General features: G+C 36.8%; 19 protein-coding genes. 3 read left to right on the top strand and 16 right to left on the bottom strand.

Annotation, left to right across the window (positions count from 1 at the left end; all coding sequences use genetic code 11):
• Positions 1 to 94: 94 nt before the first annotated feature.
• Positions 95 to 1,429, bottom strand: coding sequence for a DEAD/DEAH box helicase (locus ACOEN1_RS12085; protein ID WP_422487158.1), 1,335 nt, complete (start codon positions 1,427 to 1,429; stop codon positions 95 to 97).
• A gap of 338 nt (positions 1,430 to 1,767) precedes the next feature.
• On the opposite strand from ACOEN1_RS12085, the gene fdhF reads away from it, so the two are divergent.
• Both fdhF and ACOEN1_RS12095 read left to right on the top strand, forming a co-directional pair.
• Positions 1,768 to 3,801 (top strand): formate dehydrogenase subunit alpha, encoded by a 2,034-nt coding sequence (gene fdhF / locus ACOEN1_RS12090; RefSeq protein WP_422487159.1) that lies wholly within the window; start codon positions 1,768 to 1,770, stop codon positions 3,799 to 3,801.
• Complete coding sequence (locus tag ACOEN1_RS12095) at positions 3,801 to 5,735, top strand: 4Fe-4S dicluster domain-containing protein (RefSeq protein ID WP_422487160.1); 1,935 nt, start codon at positions 3,801 to 3,803, stop codon at positions 5,733 to 5,735. The genes fdhF and ACOEN1_RS12095 overlap by 1 nt, the downstream gene beginning before the upstream one ends.
• An 80-nt stretch (positions 5,736 to 5,815) precedes the next feature.
• Here ACOEN1_RS12095 and ACOEN1_RS12100 read toward each other — a convergent pair whose 3' ends face one another.
• The 15 genes from ACOEN1_RS12100 to ACOEN1_RS12170 form a co-directional block, all read right to left on the bottom strand.
• Positions 5,816 to 6,076 (bottom strand): MFS transporter, encoded by a 261-nt coding sequence (locus tag ACOEN1_RS12100; protein WP_422487161.1) that lies wholly within the window; start codon positions 6,074 to 6,076, stop codon positions 5,816 to 5,818.
• Positions 6,077 to 6,232: 156 nt separating this feature from the next.
• Positions 6,233 to 6,715 carry a DUF6773 family protein gene (locus tag ACOEN1_RS12105; RefSeq protein ID WP_422487162.1) on the bottom strand — a complete coding sequence of 161 codons (483 nt, stop codon included), beginning with the start codon at positions 6,713 to 6,715 and terminating at the stop codon, positions 6,233 to 6,235.
• A complete protein-coding gene (locus tag ACOEN1_RS12110; protein WP_422487163.1) occupies positions 6,715 to 6,912 on the bottom strand; it encodes a helix-turn-helix transcriptional regulator in 198 nt (65 codons plus the stop codon). Before ACOEN1_RS12110 ends, ACOEN1_RS12105 begins: the two co-directional genes overlap by 1 nt.
• A gap of 351 nt (positions 6,913 to 7,263) precedes the next feature.
• On the bottom strand, positions 7,264 to 9,009 hold the full coding sequence (locus tag ACOEN1_RS12115) for a diguanylate cyclase (RefSeq protein ID WP_422487164.1): 1,746 nt from the start codon (positions 9,007 to 9,009) through the stop codon (positions 7,264 to 7,266).
• Between the two features lie 335 nt (positions 9,010 to 9,344).
• Entirely contained in the window at positions 9,345 to 9,533 is a 189-nt protein-coding gene (locus ACOEN1_RS12120) for a hypothetical protein (protein ID WP_422487165.1), read from the bottom strand.
• Positions 9,534 to 9,591: 58 nt separating this feature from the next.
• Positions 9,592 to 10,128 (bottom strand): flavodoxin domain-containing protein, encoded by a 537-nt coding sequence (locus ACOEN1_RS12125; RefSeq protein ID WP_422487166.1) that lies wholly within the window; start codon positions 10,126 to 10,128, stop codon positions 9,592 to 9,594.
• Between the two features lie 148 nt (positions 10,129 to 10,276).
• On the bottom strand, positions 10,277 to 10,918 hold the full coding sequence (locus ACOEN1_RS12130; RefSeq protein WP_422487167.1) for a hypothetical protein: 642 nt from the start codon (positions 10,916 to 10,918) through the stop codon (positions 10,277 to 10,279).
• Positions 10,919 to 11,278: 360 nt separating this feature from the next.
• Positions 11,279 to 12,067 carry a hypothetical protein gene (locus ACOEN1_RS12135; RefSeq protein ID WP_422487168.1) on the bottom strand — a complete coding sequence of 263 codons (789 nt, stop codon included), beginning with the start codon at positions 12,065 to 12,067 and terminating at the stop codon, positions 11,279 to 11,281.
• 258 nt (positions 12,068 to 12,325) lie between these two features.
• Positions 12,326 to 12,655: a hypothetical protein gene (locus tag ACOEN1_RS12140; RefSeq protein WP_422487169.1), complete on the bottom strand. Its 330-nt coding sequence runs from the start codon at positions 12,653 to 12,655 to the stop codon at positions 12,326 to 12,328.
• Positions 12,656 to 12,727: 72 nt separating this feature from the next.
• Positions 12,728 to 13,531 (bottom strand): DUF6597 domain-containing transcriptional factor, encoded by an 804-nt coding sequence (locus tag ACOEN1_RS12145; RefSeq protein WP_422487170.1) that lies wholly within the window; start codon positions 13,529 to 13,531, stop codon positions 12,728 to 12,730.
• A 189-nt stretch (positions 13,532 to 13,720) separates the two neighbouring features.
• Entirely contained in the window at positions 13,721 to 15,196 is a 1,476-nt protein-coding gene (locus tag ACOEN1_RS12150) for an amidohydrolase family protein (RefSeq protein ID WP_422487171.1), read from the bottom strand.
• Positions 15,197 to 15,770: 574 nt separating this feature from the next.
• A complete protein-coding gene (locus tag ACOEN1_RS12155) occupies positions 15,771 to 16,316 on the bottom strand; it encodes a permease (protein ID WP_422487172.1) in 546 nt (181 codons plus the stop codon).
• Positions 16,313 to 16,792, bottom strand: coding sequence for a permease (locus ACOEN1_RS12160; RefSeq protein ID WP_422487173.1), 480 nt, complete (start codon positions 16,790 to 16,792; stop codon positions 16,313 to 16,315). Before ACOEN1_RS12160 ends, ACOEN1_RS12155 begins: the two co-directional genes overlap by 4 nt.
• A 12-nt stretch (positions 16,793 to 16,804) precedes the next feature.
• The gene (locus ACOEN1_RS12165) at positions 16,805 to 17,113 is read right to left on the bottom strand and encodes a hypothetical protein (protein WP_422487174.1); all 309 of its coding nucleotides are present in this window, start codon (positions 17,111 to 17,113) and stop codon (positions 16,805 to 16,807) included.
• 14 nt (positions 17,114 to 17,127) lie between these two features.
• Positions 17,128 to 17,499, bottom strand: a complete 372-nt coding sequence (locus tag ACOEN1_RS12170) for a PadR family transcriptional regulator (protein ID WP_422487175.1) — start codon at positions 17,497 to 17,499, stop codon at positions 17,128 to 17,130.
• Positions 17,500 to 17,717: 218 nt separating this feature from the next.
• On the opposite strand from ACOEN1_RS12170, the gene ACOEN1_RS12175 reads away from it, so the two are divergent.
• Positions 17,718 to 19,250 (top strand): GNAT family N-acetyltransferase, encoded by a 1,533-nt coding sequence (locus tag ACOEN1_RS12175; RefSeq protein WP_422487176.1) that lies wholly within the window; start codon positions 17,718 to 17,720, stop codon positions 19,248 to 19,250.
• Positions 19,251 to 19,345: the final 95 nt, after the last annotated feature.

The following is a 19,345-nucleotide window of genomic DNA, read 5'->3' on the forward strand; positions in this document are numbered from 1 at the left end:
TTAAAAAGCCCAGAATCTTACGGGTTCTCTTCATTTTTTGTTTGTGAGGGTAAAATCGGTCATTTCCCGATTACCCCTTTAAGTATACATTTAACTAGCTCTTGCTCCAGTGATCACTTTTCCTCTTCTGATTGTTCTTCGAATTGGTCTTTTTTGATTCGTTTGCCCTTTTCTCTCTCCTTATTTTGCCATTCTTAGTTTCCTTGCTATTTTGCTTCTGTTCGTTTGATTCAAATGACTTGGTAGAAGAACGTCTCTTGTTCGACCTTTCCTTTGGCTTTATGGTTGTATCCACAAGTGGGTAAGGATGCTCGGTCACTTCTTGTATTGACTTGGATGTCAACTTCTGGATCGATCGAAGAAATGGTTTTTCTCCAAAATCACAAAATGATATCGCCTTACCACCAAGACCAGCTCTTCCGGTCCTGCCAATTCTGTGTACATATGTTTCAGGTACCTCTGGCAAATCAAAGTTTATTACATGTGACAGCTCATCTATATCTATCCCTCTAGCTGCTATATCAGTTGCAATCAGTATTCTTGTCTTTCTTTTCTTGAAATTGTTCAATGCCAACTGCCTAGCGTTTTGAGATTTGTTCCCATGTATAGCTTCAGCTGCAAATCCTGCTTTCTCTAAATAAGCAACTATTTTGTTCGCACCGTGCTTTGTCCTTGAAAATACCAATGCAGAATCAATTTTCTTATCCTTTAATATGTGAACAAGTAATTTAGTCTTGTTGACTTTATCTACAGGATATACACTTTGCTCAATGATATCAACTGTAGGTGATTCCGGTGTAATATCTATTCGAACTGGATCATTCAATATGGAATTGGCTAACTCACCAATTTCAGTTGGCATAGTTGCTGAAAAAAACATTGTCTGCCTAATCTTTGGAATGAAAGTTATAATTTTCTTAACATCCTTTAACATACCCATGTCCAGCATTAAGTCAGCTTCATCCAATACAAAGTATTTGACGTTTTTCAAGCTGACAAATCCTTGATTTATTAGATCTAACAATCTCCCAGGCGTAGCTACCAAAATATCCACTCCCTGACGCAGAACTTTGGTTTGCGGGTTCTGGCCGACACCTCCATATATCACCAAGGTCTTTACTTCTAGATTCTTACCATATGATTTGAAACTCTCCGAAATCTGAATAGCCAACTCCCTTGTTGGTGCAACTATTAATGCTCTTATTTGTCTGTTGCCTTTTGTTGATTTCTTCTCTGCTTGTATTCCCTGTAGTATAGGAATTGCAAATGCAGCTGTTTTACCGGTACCTGTCTGAGCACAACCCAATAGGTCCTTCCCCTTTAACAGTGGTGGTATCGCCTTCACTTGTATGGGTGTAGGCTCTAAATAACCATCCGTTCTTAAAGCTTTTTGAATTGGCTCGATTAAATTTAATTCTTTAAATGACAATATTATTTCTCCTTTGATATGACCTTAAGACTTATTATCTGTATTAATCCATATATTATTTGTTTTTAACTGGCTTCCTAATGTTTTACTCGATGCTGAACCATTATATACCCAATCTGGGTTTGATGCAAATATATTACCGATCTATAGGAATAAAATAGGAGTTAATCCAATAAAAAGTATCAGAAAAATCATCAGGGACGGTTCTTTTTGCTTTGGATTGTTGTACAAAATGAAATGGATATCTTAACTTTGATTGTTAATTACCGTATGAATATGGTAAAATTAAAGAGTGAATATTGTGAAATTTACCAGTTTATAAAGAAGGAGGGATTTTGTTGAAACGTGTAGAAACCACTTGTGGTTATTGTGGTTGTGGCTGTGGAATTTATGTGAATGTGGCAGACGATGACACAATTCTTGGCATATCACCTAGCTATAATCATGTAGTCAGTAAGGGAAAACTTTGTTCAAAAGGGTGGCACGGTTTTGCATTTGTAAGAGATTCAAGACGTCTAACCAGTCCCTTGATTCGTCAAAGTGACGGAACATTTAGGGAAGCTACCTGGGATGAGGCATTGGACAAGGTTGCCTCAGGTTTTAAAGATGCAATGATAGATGATGATAATACTGAACGGATTGGGATTGTTTCTTCAGCCAGGTGCACCAACGAAGAGAACTTCCTGATGGCAAAAATGGCAAGGGCTGGACTAAAAACAAGCAGCATAGATCATTGTGCCCGCCTCTGACACAGTCCGACGGTAGAAGGTCTTTCTACCTCATTTGGAGCTGGTGGTGCCACAAATACCATGAACGACCTCAGTGACGCTGAGATGATTCTTGTAATTGGATCCAACACCACAGAGCAGCATCCTTTGGCCAGTACCAGGATATTTGAGGCGCTGGATAAAGGCGCAGAATTATATGTTGTTGACCCACGGAAGATTAGATTGACAGATTTCGCTCATGGTTATGCACCAATTGAACCTGGGACAAATCTGCCTATGATCAATGCAATGATCCACGTTATTATCAATGAAAATTTAATTGACGAAAGTTTTATCAAGGAGCGAACAGAAAACTACGAAGAAATGAAAGCATCAGTCAAAGATTGCACACCGGAATGGGCTGAATCCATTTCCAAGGTTCCGGCTGATACCATTAGAGAATTTGCACGTAAATATGCAACCACTGACAAGGCGATGATCATTTTCACCATGGGAGTGACACAACAGACAACTGCAGTAAAAAGCATTCGGGCTCTAGCCAACCTTGCAATGATAACAGGTCATGTGGGAAGACCTTCGACTGGCATTAATCCTTTGCGTGGACAGAACAATGTCCAGGGAGCTGGAGATATGGGAGCTTTACCGGATTTCTTGCCAGGCTATCAACGACCTGAGTGGCCTGAGACAAAAGAAAGATTTACTAAAGTGTGGGGAGATTTTTCCTGCCTTCGCGGAAGGAACATTATCCAGATGTTTAACCTGATGGAAGAAGGAATTATGAAAGCTGCTTACATAGTCGGGGAAAACCCGGTACTGTCAGACCCGGATCAGAAACATACCATACATTGTCTTGAGAAAATTCCATTTTTGGTTGTACAGGACATCTTCTTAACTGAAACTGCTGAATTTGCAGATGTTGTGTTGCCTGCTGCCAGCTTTTTGGAAAGGGAAGGAACCTATACAAACACCGATCGAAGAGTACAGATGATACATAAGGTTATTGAACCAATTGGTGATTCAAAGCCTGACTGGCAAATAATGGTTGAAATAATGAAGCGGATCGGCATGGATATAAACTATGATAGCCCATCCGATATTATGGACGAGATAAATGAAGCAACAGAAATCTATGGTGGCATTACCCATGAGAGAATAAAGGAAGTCGGAATTCAATGGCCCTGTCCAGATAAGGATCATCCAGGAACTCCTATTCTACATGTTGGCGAGTTCAAGAGGGGCAAAGGGCTCTTTACCGTCAATGATTTTGAATTTATTGGAGACCAAAGAAGTGAGGAATACCCATTTATCCTGACCACCGGAAGGGTAACTCATCAGTACCACACAGGTACCATGACACGTAAGGTTTGGACATTGGCTCTGGAATACCCTGAAGGGTTTGTTGAGATACACACAAAGGATGCCGAAGAGCTTGGAATAAAAGACCATCAGCCGATAAGGATCACTTCTGCAAGAGGCAGTATTGTCGCGCCGGCAATGATTACAAATCGAATAAATGAAAAGACACTTTTCGTTCCGTTCCATTTTGCTGAATCACCAGCCAATAGGCTGACAGGACAAAATCTTGATCCAATAATTAATATACCGGCTCTGAAGGTATCTGCTGTAAGAATCGAGGTGGAATAATGAAAACGAACAAACTGTATACCCTTAATAAAGATAGTCTGGATAGAGTTCTTGATATATGGAACTTAGAAAGTTCAGTGTATGTACCGGTTGGAAAAGGCAAAGACATTCAACTGATGCCACTAGGTGAAGGTGAAAGAACTGAAGACTACATCAATCTTACCTTACCGGTAAAGGAAATGGTGTTTGAACAAAAGGAAAGCCTGTTCAAGTGGACTCGGAATGAAGAGGGCATAGATGTGGAAGGCCTTGCCCATCAGCATTCCAAAAACAGAATTCTTTTTGGAGTTAGGGCATGTGATACATATGGTATTGCATACACAGACAGATTTTACCTTGGAGAGTTTCCAGATCCCAACTACAAGTCCAGAAGATCTGAGACAACAATCATTGCAGTAAACTGCCTTAGAGCTGGTCAACACTGCTTCTGCACTTCAGTTGGAACAGGTGTGTTTTCAACAGTTGGTCATGACCTGGCCTTCACTCCAATGGATTCCTACTACTTAGTGGAAGTGGGAACCACTAGAGGTCAAGAGCTCATCGATAAGTCAGAGTCATTCTTCACTGGGGTAGATGACACCATACTTAAGGAGAAAAACGATCTGATGGAAAGGGTTGAAGAAAGCTTCCCGTTAAAAATGGATCTGACAAACCTTTGGGATGACATGTCAAAAACCTTCGATGCTGATTTTTGGCTGGATGAAGCAAACGCATGTATAGGATGTACGGGATGCACCAATGTATGTCCAACCTGTACCTGCTTTAATGTTGTTGAGGAAAATATCGATGAGAATCATGGCAGCAGGGTCAGATATTGGGATTCCTGTCAAAGTGCCCATTTTACAAGAAATGCAGAGTACCACAATCCAAGGGATGCTGTTTCCCGTGTTAGATACAGAATCTATGACAAGCTGAAATACATTGAGGAAAGATTTGGCTTTAAGGGTTGTTCCGGCTGTGGAAGATGTACAGATGTTTGTCCAACCTATATAAGCATAATTGATATCATTGGAGAAATCCAAAAAGCTGCAAAGGAAAATCCTGAACCACCGGCAATACACCAAATCACCAAAATACGTCATGAGATCATGGATCGTGAAATAATATCACAAAATGGCCTGTTTTCACCTGATGTTGCAACAATAACACGTGTAAAGCAGGAAACACCTGAAATAAAGCGTCTTTTCATGAAATATGACGATCCCGAGCTGCACAGGAACTACGAGCATAAGGGTCAGTTTTTCCAGGTAACGGTATTTGGAGAAGGTGAAGTGCCTCTTTCCATACCATACGGACCAGAACAAACTGACGAGCTTGTATTTGACTTTAAAAATGTTGGTTCTGTGACTGATGTGCTGTTCAAGATGAAAGAAGGAGACAAGGTTGGTTTGAGAGGACCCTATGGACGAGCTTTTCCATATGATGCTCTTAAGGGAAGAAACTTGGTCTTTATTGGCTCTGGAGTTGCAATGGCACCGCTGAGAACTATTATCGAGCCGGTTATGGCGAACCATGAAGACTTTAAGAAGGTCTTTGTGATGGCCAGCGCTCTTAGGTATGAAAAACTTCTTTACAAGGATGAAATGATTGAGTGGGCGAAGGTTCCCAACTTCACAGTCAAGTATGCACTAAAGGACTCTACAGATAAGGTCGATGCATACAGTGGCTATGTGAATGATTTGCTTCCGGAGCTTGACCTTGACTGGTCGGAGACAACTGCGCTTCTATGCGCATCACCGGAAAGAATCAAGAAACTGGCAAGAGACCTAATGGATCTTGGAATGAAGCCAACAAACATACTTGTTACACTTGAGACCCATATGCGGTGCGGTGCAGGAAAGTGCGGTCACTGCAAGGTTGGAAGCCACTATATGTGTGTTGATGGACCTGTGTTCAACTATGAAGAGATGATGGCACTACCACCTGAGTATTAGAATTATGGACATAAAGAGACTCGACTGATCATTAAATGAGATCAGTCGAGCTTTTTTAGTTTCTGATATTTTTTTACAGTCTAACCGTTTCTGGTAACAACATAGAAATGTCTGGACTGATCTGTCTTGTAGAAAAGTCCCATTATTGCAGCCACAATGAGAATTGCAGCGGATACATAAAATGCCATCTCGTATGAACCCGTCGCATCGGCAATCCTACCACCGAGAATCGGACCAAACACGCCTCCTGCACCCCATGCAGAGAACAGAATACCGTAATTGAGGCCAAGGTTTTTAGTTCCATAGTTGTCCGCACATGCAGATGGATAAACCGAAAGCATGGAACCATAAGCATATAGAACTGCTTTGTCTTAAGCATCTGGCCAACCGTTCAGTCTTCTATAGGTGCTTTTGCTGTCTCGCTTGTTGATACTGCTGGTTTGTCAGGATTTCAAACCTGGAGCGACGGTGGATATAAATTAATGATTATTCTCATTTTACTCATCAGTATCAATGTACTTCTCATCTATTTGCTTTTGTCTTTTATTATTTATCATAAAAAGCAGTTGGAAAACAATAAATGATATCAGTGCACCGGACAAAAAAGTTAACATAGTGGTTATCGCAATACCACCTAATCCTCCCATTTGTTCTGCTCCAAGGTCCATAGCATTGAATGTAGTTGCGATAGCAGCGATGGCAAGACCGGATACAACACTATGTATCACGACAAGTGTTTGTCCGCTAAAATCTTTACTATAAGTACCACTGCCTGTGATAATGTTTCTACCTTCGACATAAATCGCTGATACGATAAGAAGAATGAACTCTGCTGCATACTTAGAAAATGGTGCATTGAACATAAATTTTTGTAGTAGTATTGAGATTAGCAACCCTAAGAACAAAACTCCAAATGCATCACTTTGTGTTTTTCTTCTTTGAGATACAATCCTTTCGTCTTTAATTTCAAGATTTTTCATTATTTTTCCTCCCAAAATAAATCATTTAATGTTTTATCTAATGCTATACAAATTGCGATACAAAGATTTAATGTTGGATTATAATCTCCCGCCTCGATTAGCCCAATTGTTTGCCTTGTTACACCAACTTTTTTTGCCAAATCTGATTGTTTCATATCACGTTCCAAACGAGCTATTTTCATGCGTTTGTTTTTCATACATAGCCTCCTTTATATTGCATATTATAATATATATATTACTTAATGTAAAGTATATATTGCATTTAATTATAAAAATTGCAACCTCCTATAAATAAAAAGCATTGGGGACGGTTGTTTTTGCTTTAAGTTTTGTTTATAGTTCTGGATACTTATTTTTATAAATTTAAAAGCTCGGCTGATTTTTATATAAGATCAGCCGAGCTTTTAAATTATTAGGCACGAATCGGTGGCAGCTCTATCCACTTCAAAAATACTGTCATATGGTAACACCTGGTTCACAAACACATCCACAATTTCAGGATCAAATTGTGTCCCAGAACATCTAACAGGATCAAATTGTGTCCCAGATCATCTAATCAGTTCTTTAATGGATTCTTCTTTACCCCGCCCTTTTCGATAGCTTCTTTCACTGGTCATGGCATCGCAAGCGTCAGCTACAGCGATTATTCTCGATTCAAGCGGTATGCTTTCCCCCTTTAATCCATTAGGATACCCGCTGCCATCCCATCTTTCATGATGATTAAGAACAAACTGCGCCAACTCCAGAAACTCATTTGTTGTACTCAATATACGCCAGCCTATCTCGGAGTGCCTTTTCATATCATTCCATTCATCACTGCTAAGTTTTCCAGCTTTGTTTAAAATCTTATTATCGATACCAATTTTACCAATATCATGAACAAGCCCGGCGATTCTCATTTTTTTAATATAAACACTATCAAAATTAATCTTCAAGGCAATAGCCTGACAGATACTACTCACTCTGTTTGAATGCAGCGATTTTCTATTGCTCTTTTCAAATAACGTATTCATTATTAGATCTATTGTGCTACTCCTCATGCTCGATCGCTCATACAGCTTATGTCTGTACATGTGGTTTTCAGCGGTTGCAAAAACTTCAATCAATGATTGGTCTTCAGTCTTCTTCGTATCATATCCGTAGGAAATAGAAAGTTCAATTTTTTCAACTTTTCCTTGGGATGCAAAGTCCTTAATCTGGTTTGCGATTAGCACTGTTTCTCCAGCATCGGTCCTAGGCAATATAACAGCGAATTCATCCCCACCTAATCTGGAAACAACATCTTCAGTCCGGCATGCCTTATTAATTGCTCCAGCTGCTTTTTTTAGAAGCTCATCCCCGGAACTGTGTCCAAATGAATCATTGATTAGTTTCAATCCGTCTACATCACACATAATAATGGATATGGGAAAGTTTGTTTTTGTGTCAAGTCTCTTAAGCTCATTTTCAAAATATCTTCGATTATATAGTCCTGTTAGATAATCATGGTATCCTAAGTATTCATTTTTTTCATTTTCTATAGCTAGTTTCTCATTTGCTATCATCAACTCTTTTGTTCTTTGTTTGATCAATAGGTTTAGATTGATTTGCAAATATACAATTTCATCTTTTTGTTTAGTTGTAATATCATTATCTGCAACCATAACACCTACTCGTTTTTCTTCATTATCCGAATATACAAATGCATTGTATATAACAGGAGTGGTAAATCCATTTGTATGCTTTAAATTGAGTTCATAGTTAAAAGATTGCCCCTTTTCAAAAACAGTTTGATAATAGCTTCTTGCTTTTTCCGGATCGGAAAATATTTCTGAAAAGCTAGTGCCAATTAACTTGTTTTTAGATAAGCCTGTCCCGTTTTCCACAGCAGTATTTACATCAATGATCATGCCCATTTCATCAATGGTGATAATGGGATCTATACTGGCTTCTATCAAACTTTGATTATATCTCCAAGCTCTGCTTATTATGACACCAGCCATATCAATTTGTTCTCTGGCTAGTAATAATTCTTTGGTCTTTTGTTCTATCTCTCTACTTTGAATTGCCAGATCATTATTAGATGTAAGTAGTTCTGCTGCACGTTTCTCCTTCTCCCCGTTTTGGAACAGCAATTCCTTATTGGCAATGATCAGTTCTGCTGCACGGTTCTCTTTCTCTTTGTTTTGGAAGTCCAGCTCCTTATTGGCGATGATAAGTTCCGCTTCACGCTTTTCTTTTTCAATTTGAAATTCCAAATTATCTTGCTCTAATTGCAATTGCTTTATTCTAAAATCCGACTGTTCATTACCCATTAGGAAAACTCCCTCCGACCTTATTAACCTCACCCGTTTGCTGGTTCTTTATCTCTTTTGTCATATTGTCACAATAACTATAAAACCGATACCTGCTAAAAAACTTTTTAACAACTACCGGTTTCGAAATTACCTTTAACAATCAATATTTACGGATCAAATTATTTTTTTTGGAATCCAATTATTTTTTATTACATTGCCCTCGATCAATAAGCTGTTTACATCATACTTGTAATTTACACTTTATTCCTTTACTGACAGATAGTGATATTGTGTTCCTATTCCTATTCATAGTCAATCAAGATTATAACCTCCCTTTAGAGAGGCTCTTATTATTAAACTAAGGCATCGAAACACATCAAATCAATGCAAGCAATACCACTATCTAAAAGAATTTTAGAAGGGAGTAAAATTATTGGTATAAACCCAATAAAGTTATCATAACCTTCAAGAACAGCTGGATCTAATAACTTCAACTCAACTAAAGTCGAACCACTTGTACTGATAGATTTAGAATCCAACATTTTCTTTCTGGTTTAGTCTGTTTGAAGAATCAGACTCGGTTTTTTCAGCTGAAGGCTTTTAATTGGAAATTTTATTTAAGTAGTCAATCATGGGCTTTATGTTTTCTCTACTAGAATGATCATACGTTCTAGAAATCGCTTTATTAGTTCCATCTTCAATATCTGATTTATCATTTTTAAACTCTAGTATTCTATTATAAGTTTTCATTATTGTCTTATCAAGAAATCTCATTTTATCATAATTGATTCCGCTCTGAAAATAAAAGAAGCTAATTTTATTGAGCTCATTTGCTGAAAAATTATCTGTTTTGATCGTTGAAATAATTTCCTCAGTATAAGGTGCTCCTCCTGTTGCAAAAACGACTATCTTTTTACCAGCTAGGTTCAATACTTTATTCTTAAACTCCTTCAGTCCTTGTATGCGACCGGCGTGCATACCAGCACCATAAATAATAATACCATAATTATTAATATCAACATTATTGATTTGATCAAAGGGTACTTTTTGACACGAAATAACTTCATCAATCCAATCGACATATTTTTTTGTAAACCCAGTCTTGCTTTTGTACACCAGTAGTATCGAGTTGCCCATATTCAAACGCTCCTTTTATTTCGAAACTCATTCTTATGATTTCGAGTCTTTTTTGCAATTTTCTTTAGCTATTATTGGGAAATCTCTCTCTAGTTTTTTTAAGAAAAAAATTGGAAAAGATATCAGGGTTATCCTGTCTATGAACTGTTTACGAGATATTGACAATCATATAGGCTTCACGCAAAGCTGCTCCAGCAAGTATCAAAATAGCAATGCAGATTGCAATCCATTGTTCTTTTTTTAAATGAGCTCGTTCATTTTTTGGGATTGGCTTAGATTTTGAAGAAATATTCTCTGAGTAATTAACTGAGATAGAATTAGTAGCTGCAGCTACAAGTACCGCCGCCATCATTTCATATAATCCACTGCGGCTGAATACAGCTAACGTAGGAGCCATTGCTTCTTCCAGTTGAATGGAGAATGAGTTAGTTCCCAATATGATACCATACATGATCATCCACGCTAAAGGCACCAAATATCCAAAAGAAAAGTATTTTACACGCAAAATATAGTTTCCAATAATAATAAATGATACACCAATGAGATTTAACCCTAGAATATGTATGAATTCACGCACCAGAGTATCAGCTGCTTTATCTCCAGCCAACTTGCCAAGGATTCCAAATCCTTGTAAAAAACCCTCCGGTAGTAAATAATATGCTATAGTCCAGCTTATAAAAAACAATATCAGCCCTAGAACATATAGACTAAAAAAGCGAATAATCACACTATCGTTTCCCAGTAAATGTTTCAATTTAATCCCTCCGTTTTCATCACCTGTTCTTGGCAACCAGTCTGTGATAATCTGTTTCTGATGTACTTTTATGCACCGGAGACGTTTATTTTTACATATTATTCTTTTTTTGGACCAGGTATACATTCTTCAATGTTATAACTCCAGGTCTTAGTCTAAAAGCTTAGTAATGAGCCTCCGTCCACATCAATTGTTTCTCCAACTATGAAATCAGACATTTTGGTGCACATAGCAAAGACTACAAGCTCTACTTAATCAGGATTATTTATAATAATACCTTCATCCGCAGGAAAACTAGGCATGATTTTTTCTTTGCTGTCCCTTGCTCCCAAGGTCATAATTGTCGCGCTACCGATGTTATATTTTGAAAATTTGTAACTCAGACCCTACCACGACCTAAGATTTTACGTCTACTCCCTTCAACATCCGCAGATAAAAATATATGCATAGAATCCATAGAATTGCATACAGAGGAATGAAGGTATCCCAGACACCAACTCGAACATAAGCAACCACTCCACCGATAAGTAAGACTAACGGATATAGAACTCCTTTTAGCAAGATCATAGCTGATAATACAACGCCCCAGACATTTCCCTTTTTCAATAAAATACCACTGAATATCAACACCGAAACTAAAAATGAAAGATCTGTGGCAAATACAATGGTCATTTCAAAAGGAGGTGCTTCACCCGATTGAATAAAACCAAGAACTAGCATCACCCATGGGATGCCCAATGCCGCAGCAAAAAAGAACAGAAATCTACTTACTGCTCTTATCGGGGCATGATCAAGCAGTTGATGCACATACTTCTTCGGATCAATCTGAGCCAATGTGATAATTAAACTGAACGCCGATAACACAAACAACAAAACATAAAGCAGAAAGAAGGCATTAAAAGCAGCACCGTACAGGTAAAAAACATAGTTGTATAGCATGTACCAAATGCTACCTACCCAGACAAGTGAAGCTCTTAAGGAGCCTTTTAAAGAAAAATATATCGAGCCTACTAAAATTGGAACTGCAAGAAACAAGGTAATTAAATCATTCACAAACCAAACTGCACGAATCGCTTCGCTGTCCCGATATAGGTTCTCCACGAGCAGTCCTCCTAACGAAGCAACTATAGCCAGCAACGCAACAACGAGAGAAATCTTTTCAGCAACTTGAAAACTTTTTTTCATCTTTGTTCATTTCCTTTCCTTTTTATTTATTCTAAGTCATATTTATTGGAAAAGGTTCCTTCAGAACCCAAGTCATCGTGGATAGTTATATCAGTTATTCTTTGATCCTTATTGATCCTTATTGATCCATATCATTATAATATGGTAAAAATCTGTTGGGATCCTTACTCTGGCTGTTCTTGGCATTATATAATCTTAAAATTAGAATAACAAAACTAACTTAAAAAAGCAATAGGAACCGTCCCTATTGCTTTCTTCTTACTCCTTTTCTTGTCTTGTAACTTGTATCCATTTATCTACTTGAGGCAATACAAGCATTTTGATGCTTTGCTTGTCAAGTGAATTAACAAAATCCTCCGCGTCTTTATCCGTAAAAATCTTTTTTGAAGCTTCCTTTAATTCGTCCTTTGAATTCCAATGCTGTATCATATACCATTCATTCTCTTCATCATGATAAAGCAATTCTGTGTCAATAAAACCTTTTTGTCTTAAATGAAAATTCTTTTCAAGCCCATCAACAATACCAATAAATTCATCTTTAGTAATACCTTCAACTGGCTTCATCTTTACAATTTCTGTTATAATCATAGCACCATACCTCCTGTTTTTTCTTAATTATATTAAAGATGAAACAGTAATTATTGTACTAAATCGACAGAATCAAATATAAGTTGAATTTTCAATTACTGTATTTTTTTCCAGACGAAATGTTCTTGGGGTCACTCCGGAAAACTTCCTACACTCTTTGGTAAAATATGCTTGATCTGTGTAATTATTATCATATACAATTTCAGGTATCTTAGCAGACTTATTAAACAGCAATTGATTACTTGCCATCATATAACGCTTTATTTGACGCAATTTTACCGGTGGAAACCCTGTCATGCTAATAACAAATCTTTCAAACGTTTTCTGACTTATTCCATTATTTGAACAAAACATCGATATCGGAATATCATCAGTCTTCATGAAGTCATCTATAATCTGCGTTCTTAATAAGCTGCTATCAGTTGTTTCCAACTCTGAATCTAATGACTCCATAATACTCTTGATTTTACACTGTGCTGTTTTATGAATTAAAGCTACATTTAATTTGTCCGCCAATGGGACTGATAAAGAATTAAGGTCTATTATTTCATTCTGAATACTAGATAGTGATTTGTTGATAAACGGATACAATCCGAAAGCATAAAAAGAAATCCCCCATACATCAATATTTCCCTTCTGATGAATGAAACTATGCTGACTTCTTAAACCGTTAACATGTACTTTAGGTGCAGTTATTCTCTCAGTGGATTCAATTTCATACACCATATCATCCGCCAAGTTAATAATTATATCAACGCTATCCATAGGCAGAAGTTTATGATAAACATCAACATTATCTGATTCAAAATGCCAGATAAACTTTACCCAGTTCTTAAGATTATCGTTAGATATTTGATATCGTTCTATCCTAAACATTTCAAATCACCTTTCTTTGCTCTACTAGTTCCTTGTACAAGACAAACTACTGCAACGTGACATGTGAGGACATGATTAATGTCTTAAATCGATTTTTTACACCCTACGTGTGGAGAATCAATCTAAAACTCTTCATTTGAACTCATTCATATTCAACACTTCAATTATTCATATTGAAAATTCATTCTACTAAGAACTCTCTTTTTCGTAAACTACACTTCCAGCTTTTATTACACAATTTATTTGACTCAAATTTGTAATATCTTCAAGTGGATTAGATTCTAATACTACAAAATCCCCTAATTTACCTACTTCAATACTTCCAAGTTTTTTCTCTAATCCCAAAAGTTCTGCTGCATTTATAGTGGCTGTTTTAATAACCTCTATTTTACTCATACCATGCTCTGCGAAAAGCTTTAACTCTTTATGTAGTTGACCATGTGGAACATACCCTGCTCCTGAAGCACCACCATCAACCCCTGCAACAATTTTAATGCCTTTCTCAACAGCATTCTTAAAATTATTAGGGAAATATATTTCTTTAAATGGCTGCATTTTCTCGTAAAAATTCCCCCATACAAGATCTTCTCCTGATTTTATATCTTCTCTAACCTTATCTAATGATTTTTTTCCCAATGCATGAAAAGGTTCAGGGATGAGCTCTTTTATTTCTATACTATCATACTGTTCTTGGTTGTCGATAAAATTAGTCCAGTTGTAAAAGCAATAAGCAGTGGGTGTCCAATATGTATTATTACTCTTCATTAATTCAAACGTCTCATCGTCAATTAATCCAAAAGGAGTATGTTCTACACTATCTACACCTGCTTTGATGGCCTCATTAAAGCCCTTCGTCCAGAAGATAGTATGAGCAGCTACTTTAAGATCGTTTTTATGAGCTTCTTCTACAATTGCCTCCAAAACTTCTGGTTGCATACTCGCTTCAATGGTCTCTAGCTTTATCCCTTTTTTTAACAGTTTTTCTTTTAGTTTTTCATCTTTTTCAGTAAAGGGTATATGGGCTCCTGGTGTAACAGTTTTTATAAAGTCTACCCCTTCTCTTTTTAGTTTGTTGACAGTTTCTCGAGCTTCTTCTGGGCTATCGACGTCTATTGCTAATCCATGAGCCCCAAATATTCTACTAAGTATAGCCATGGCCAATGGATTAGGAGGAAAAAATCTTTTTAAGCTGAAATATCCATAAGAGGGTGCTAATGCAGGACCCGATAATAAGATTCTAGGCCCCAGAACTTTGCCTTGTTTTACTTTCTCTCTAAACTTGAAGATTTCTTTTCCTGCACCGCCGGGCATATTTCTAACTGTAGTAACCCCAGATCTTAATGTTATATACGCATTTCTCTTTAGCTTTGTATTCATTCTTTCTGCATACGGTTTTAAAAAATCATCAACCCCAGATTGTGAAAGGTGTAGGTGTGAATCTATTAAGCCTGGTATGACTGTTTTCCCCTGAAGATATAGAACGTTAGCATTAATAGGGATGGTTAAAACACTCTCATTCTCAATACTAGTAATAATACCATTCTCTATAATTATTGTTACATCATCTTGGTGTCTATCATATACTACATCAATTAACTTTACACCTTTTAATACCAGTGTCCCATTGTTTTCAATTCTGTTTTTTGAGGATGATTGATTCAACATTTCGAGTACCTCCCATATTTTAAATTTTTCTAAACTTATTCATGATATGTAGCTACCTATCTACTATAGATTTATTTATAAGTACTAATCAGGTTCTTGGACTTTTTTACCAGACATCAAGTCTTTAATCCAAATTGGTACATCCCGAAACAACCTTCTTTCCTTTAGGTGCTTGATTGCTTCTTCCATGTCTCCATCCAGCCAGAACCAATCTCGATTTTAGCATCTGCAGTATCCTATGCCTAGTTTTCGCAATTCAATAATCTTCTCTTTTTACTCAATGGTCTTTTGCATTATCTCCAATCCTTTGCTTGTTTTCTAGTAATGCAATAGAATTTTCGAGAAGTCAGGTATATTATCTCATGTAGTGAGTCTTCTGACAAACTTTATTGGCCTATATATAAGTATATTGTAATTTGATTACATCTTCTTTAGCCCAATCAAGTATCTCCTCTCCAGAGGAATAAGCCATAATCATTTCTCTACCTGGTTCCAATACTCGCGCTGCTTCTTCTAAATAGACTGGTGCATTGGAGGTTACAACCAGATCAAATTCATTGTCCGAATAATTCAGTTATTTCTTCATCATTTCATCATCTTCAGGTGGTAGCCATCCAGCAACTGAATGACGCCCCAGAACCGCTTCCATTATCAATCCCATTAAGACTAATGCAGTAAGTGTTAGCCCAAACCTCAATCCTGTAAATGGAATCCCCAGAAATTTGATTTCGACCATCAGCTGTGGAATCTTAAGCGCTGCCCACGATCCTAAGAATATGACCATGTTGCTTAAGCTGGCTCCCTTTCGCAATAATGTTGCAGTCATTGGAAAAGCAACGTAAAGAGGTCCTGTTGGCAATGTACCAAGGAGGAGTGAAATCAATCCACCTCGAATGCCTGAACCGCTTCCCAACCACAACTGTATTTTATCCTTTGGTACCCATACCTCCATTAAGCCCATCAGTATAAATACAGGAGGCATAATTAAGGCCATCTCCTTAAAATAGTCCCACGTCACCTGAGTGGACCTTGCAGCTGTAACAGGTGCAAGGATCGCCAAAACAATAAATACCAATCCAATTAACATGGGAAATTTAAACTTCTTAATCGTCTCCATCATAATGTCACCCCCATAATCCCAGCAATTACCAATGCAGCCAGAAATCCTAATCCATTACGGAGCAAGGTGAATTTTTTCCCTAAGATTTTTACTTCCATTGGTGCTGTTACTATCCCAACCATAACCAGTGTGGTTATGAAAGCTGAAATGGTCATTACTGTTGCACCAGATCGGAGTAATGAACCCGCTAGTGGAAATGCTACCAGAGAAGGTATCAAAGTGATTGCGCCAAGTACTGCAGCTACAATTGTTGCAATAAATCCAGCTTCAGCTCCAACCAGATTTGATATTGTCTCTGGTGTAAATATACCTAATGTCAGACCTACTATTCCCAATACGGCTAAAATGCTTGGAGCAGTCTTAAGAAGAGCTTTTCCGGCTACTTTAAATGCTTTTTTTGATTTTTCTTTGCTTTTTATTAAGGATGCAATTAAGCAAACTGCTAAAAAGCCGTAGATAGTAATAATAGTAGCCATTATGTCACCTTCCTATTCTTTAGACTTTATTTGTACGCCCATAAGTCTTGCTCCAGAGGTCGTTTCCATTGAAAGCAATGCGGGTTCAGTAATAAAAACCTGATTCTCTTTCAATATAGAAGACTCCTCATTTTTCCTTAGAACAACTTCTCCCTTAACAACATAAAACATTACGAATGTATCCATCTGACATGGTGGGATTTTGCCTCCAGCTTCCAATACGATTACACGGGTTTTGAATGTATCATTTTGAAAAAATACATTCACACCTCTGTTTTCGTAGCCTTCTGCCTCAAGATTCATCAAATCAAATATTTTCATATTGTATTCTCCTTTCAGTTTTTGGTTTTATCCTCATATTTTAGGATTAACTTTTCAATCCTTGCTTTTCTGATTTCCAGGATTTTGATCCATTGCTCAAGGTTCCTTTTGCCACTATCTGTAATTTCATATACTCTTCTTCTTGGCCCTTGACCACCTTCTTCCCAAAGAGAAGAAACCAGACCCTCTTTCTCCATTTTTCTAAGTGTTCTATAAAGCGTACTTACATTAAGTTCGTCCTGAGAAAAACCAAAATACTCCAGCTGTTCAATAAGTCCATAGCCATACCCTGCCTCATCATATAAAAGTAACAATAGGCATACCTCTAAAAATCTTTCCATCTTGTGACTTTTACTGGAGCAGAATAAATCATGATCCTTTTCCATAACATCACCTCCGACTATACTATGTTCATTACGTATATAGTTGCTATGGATATAGCGTACTACTTATGGTTGTATCTGTCAACAGAATTAGACGTCAGCAATTAAGCTAGCATGCTAAAATATTCCCATCGCTTTTTATAAAACAGCAATAATATTTTTAGCTAACTATTAAAGGGTATACTTATATACATAAGTATTTAAACACAAGGAGGTCAAATATGTCTGAATACGATTTATCAAAATTTGAAAACAAAATCATAGTTAGAAATATTGAGAGGAAGGATTTTGACGAAATAATAGAATTGCAGAAGCTATGCTTCCCTAACATGAAACCATGGGAAGAAGATCAACTATTAAGCCATATCAAATTATTCCCAGAGGGACAGATATGCGTTGAATATGATGGAATTATTATTGGTTCAAGCTCAAGTTTGATAATCAGTTTTGATGAATACAATGAACAACACTCATGGGATGAGATAACAGATGAAGGCAATATAACAAATCATGATCCTGATGGTTATAATTTGTATGGAATGGAAATAATGGTTCATCCTGATTATAGAAACATGAAGATTGGAAAAAGAATGTACGAAGCAAGAAAAGAACTTGCTGAGAAATTAAATCTAAAGAGCATTATTATTGGTGGAAGAATTCCAAATTACCACAATCATTCGTCAGAGTTAACGCCTAAACAATATGTTCAGGAAGTTATTAAGCATAATATTTATGATCCCATATTAACCTTTCAACTTTTAAATGGCTTTGTTTTAAAAAGAATAATCAAAAAATACTTGCCTGAAGACAAAGCTTCATTGGAATATGCAACACTAATGGAATGGAGCAATATTGAGTATCAACCCATGAGTAAACACCAGTTTAAAACTGCATATCCTGTAAGAGTTAGTGTAATTCAATATATGATGAAAAAAATTAACTCATTTGAAGAATTCGCTCACCAATGTGAATATTATGTTGATGTTGCTTCAAACTATAGTTCTGACTTTGTAGTATTTCCTGAAATATTCACTACCCAATTGCTTTCTTTTGTTGATCAAGATACACCTAGTCAGTCAGTTAGGGTGTTAACTACATTTACTGAAAAATACTTGGAAATGTTTACACACTATGCAGTAAGATATAATGTCAACATAATTGGTGGTTCTCATTTCGTAGAAGAAGATGGTAAAATCTTTAATATTGCATATCTATTTAGAAGAGACGGTACTATCGAAAAGCAGTATAAATTGCATATAACTCCAAACGAGAAACAATGGTGGGGAATTTCAACAGGTGATGGAATTAATGTATTTGATACTGATTGTGGGAAAATTGCAATCCTAATATGTTATGACATGGAGTTCCCAGAACTTGCTAGAATTGTAACTGAAAAAGGAGCCAATATAATCTTTACTCCTTTCTGTACCGATGAAAGACAAGGCTACTTAAGGGTTAGATACTGTGCTCAAGCAAGAGCGGTTGAAAACCAAATATACACCGTAATCGCTGGAACTGTAGGTAACTTGACTCATGTTGAGAATATGGATATCCAGTATGCACAATCCGCCATATTCACACCTTCAGACTTCTCATTTTCAAGAGATGGCATCTTGGCTGAATGTACACCAAATATTGAAATGGTAATTGTTGGAGATTTGGATTTGGAATTACTGAAACGTTCTAGAAAGTCAGGTACAGTTACTCTACTTAGAAATAGAAGAGATGACTTGTACGAATTAAAGGAGAGATAAGAAATAGGTATTAATTGTGTTTATGGTAATCTAAAAATGCGATAAATGGCAGTCAAAAATACAAAAAGTAATTGCCAGTACAAACCTAACAATAT

The sequence above is a fragment of the Gudongella sp. DL1XJH-153 genome (assembly GCF_049310905.1).
Taxonomy (GTDB): Bacteria; Bacillota; Clostridia; order Tissierellales; family Tissierellaceae; genus Gudongella.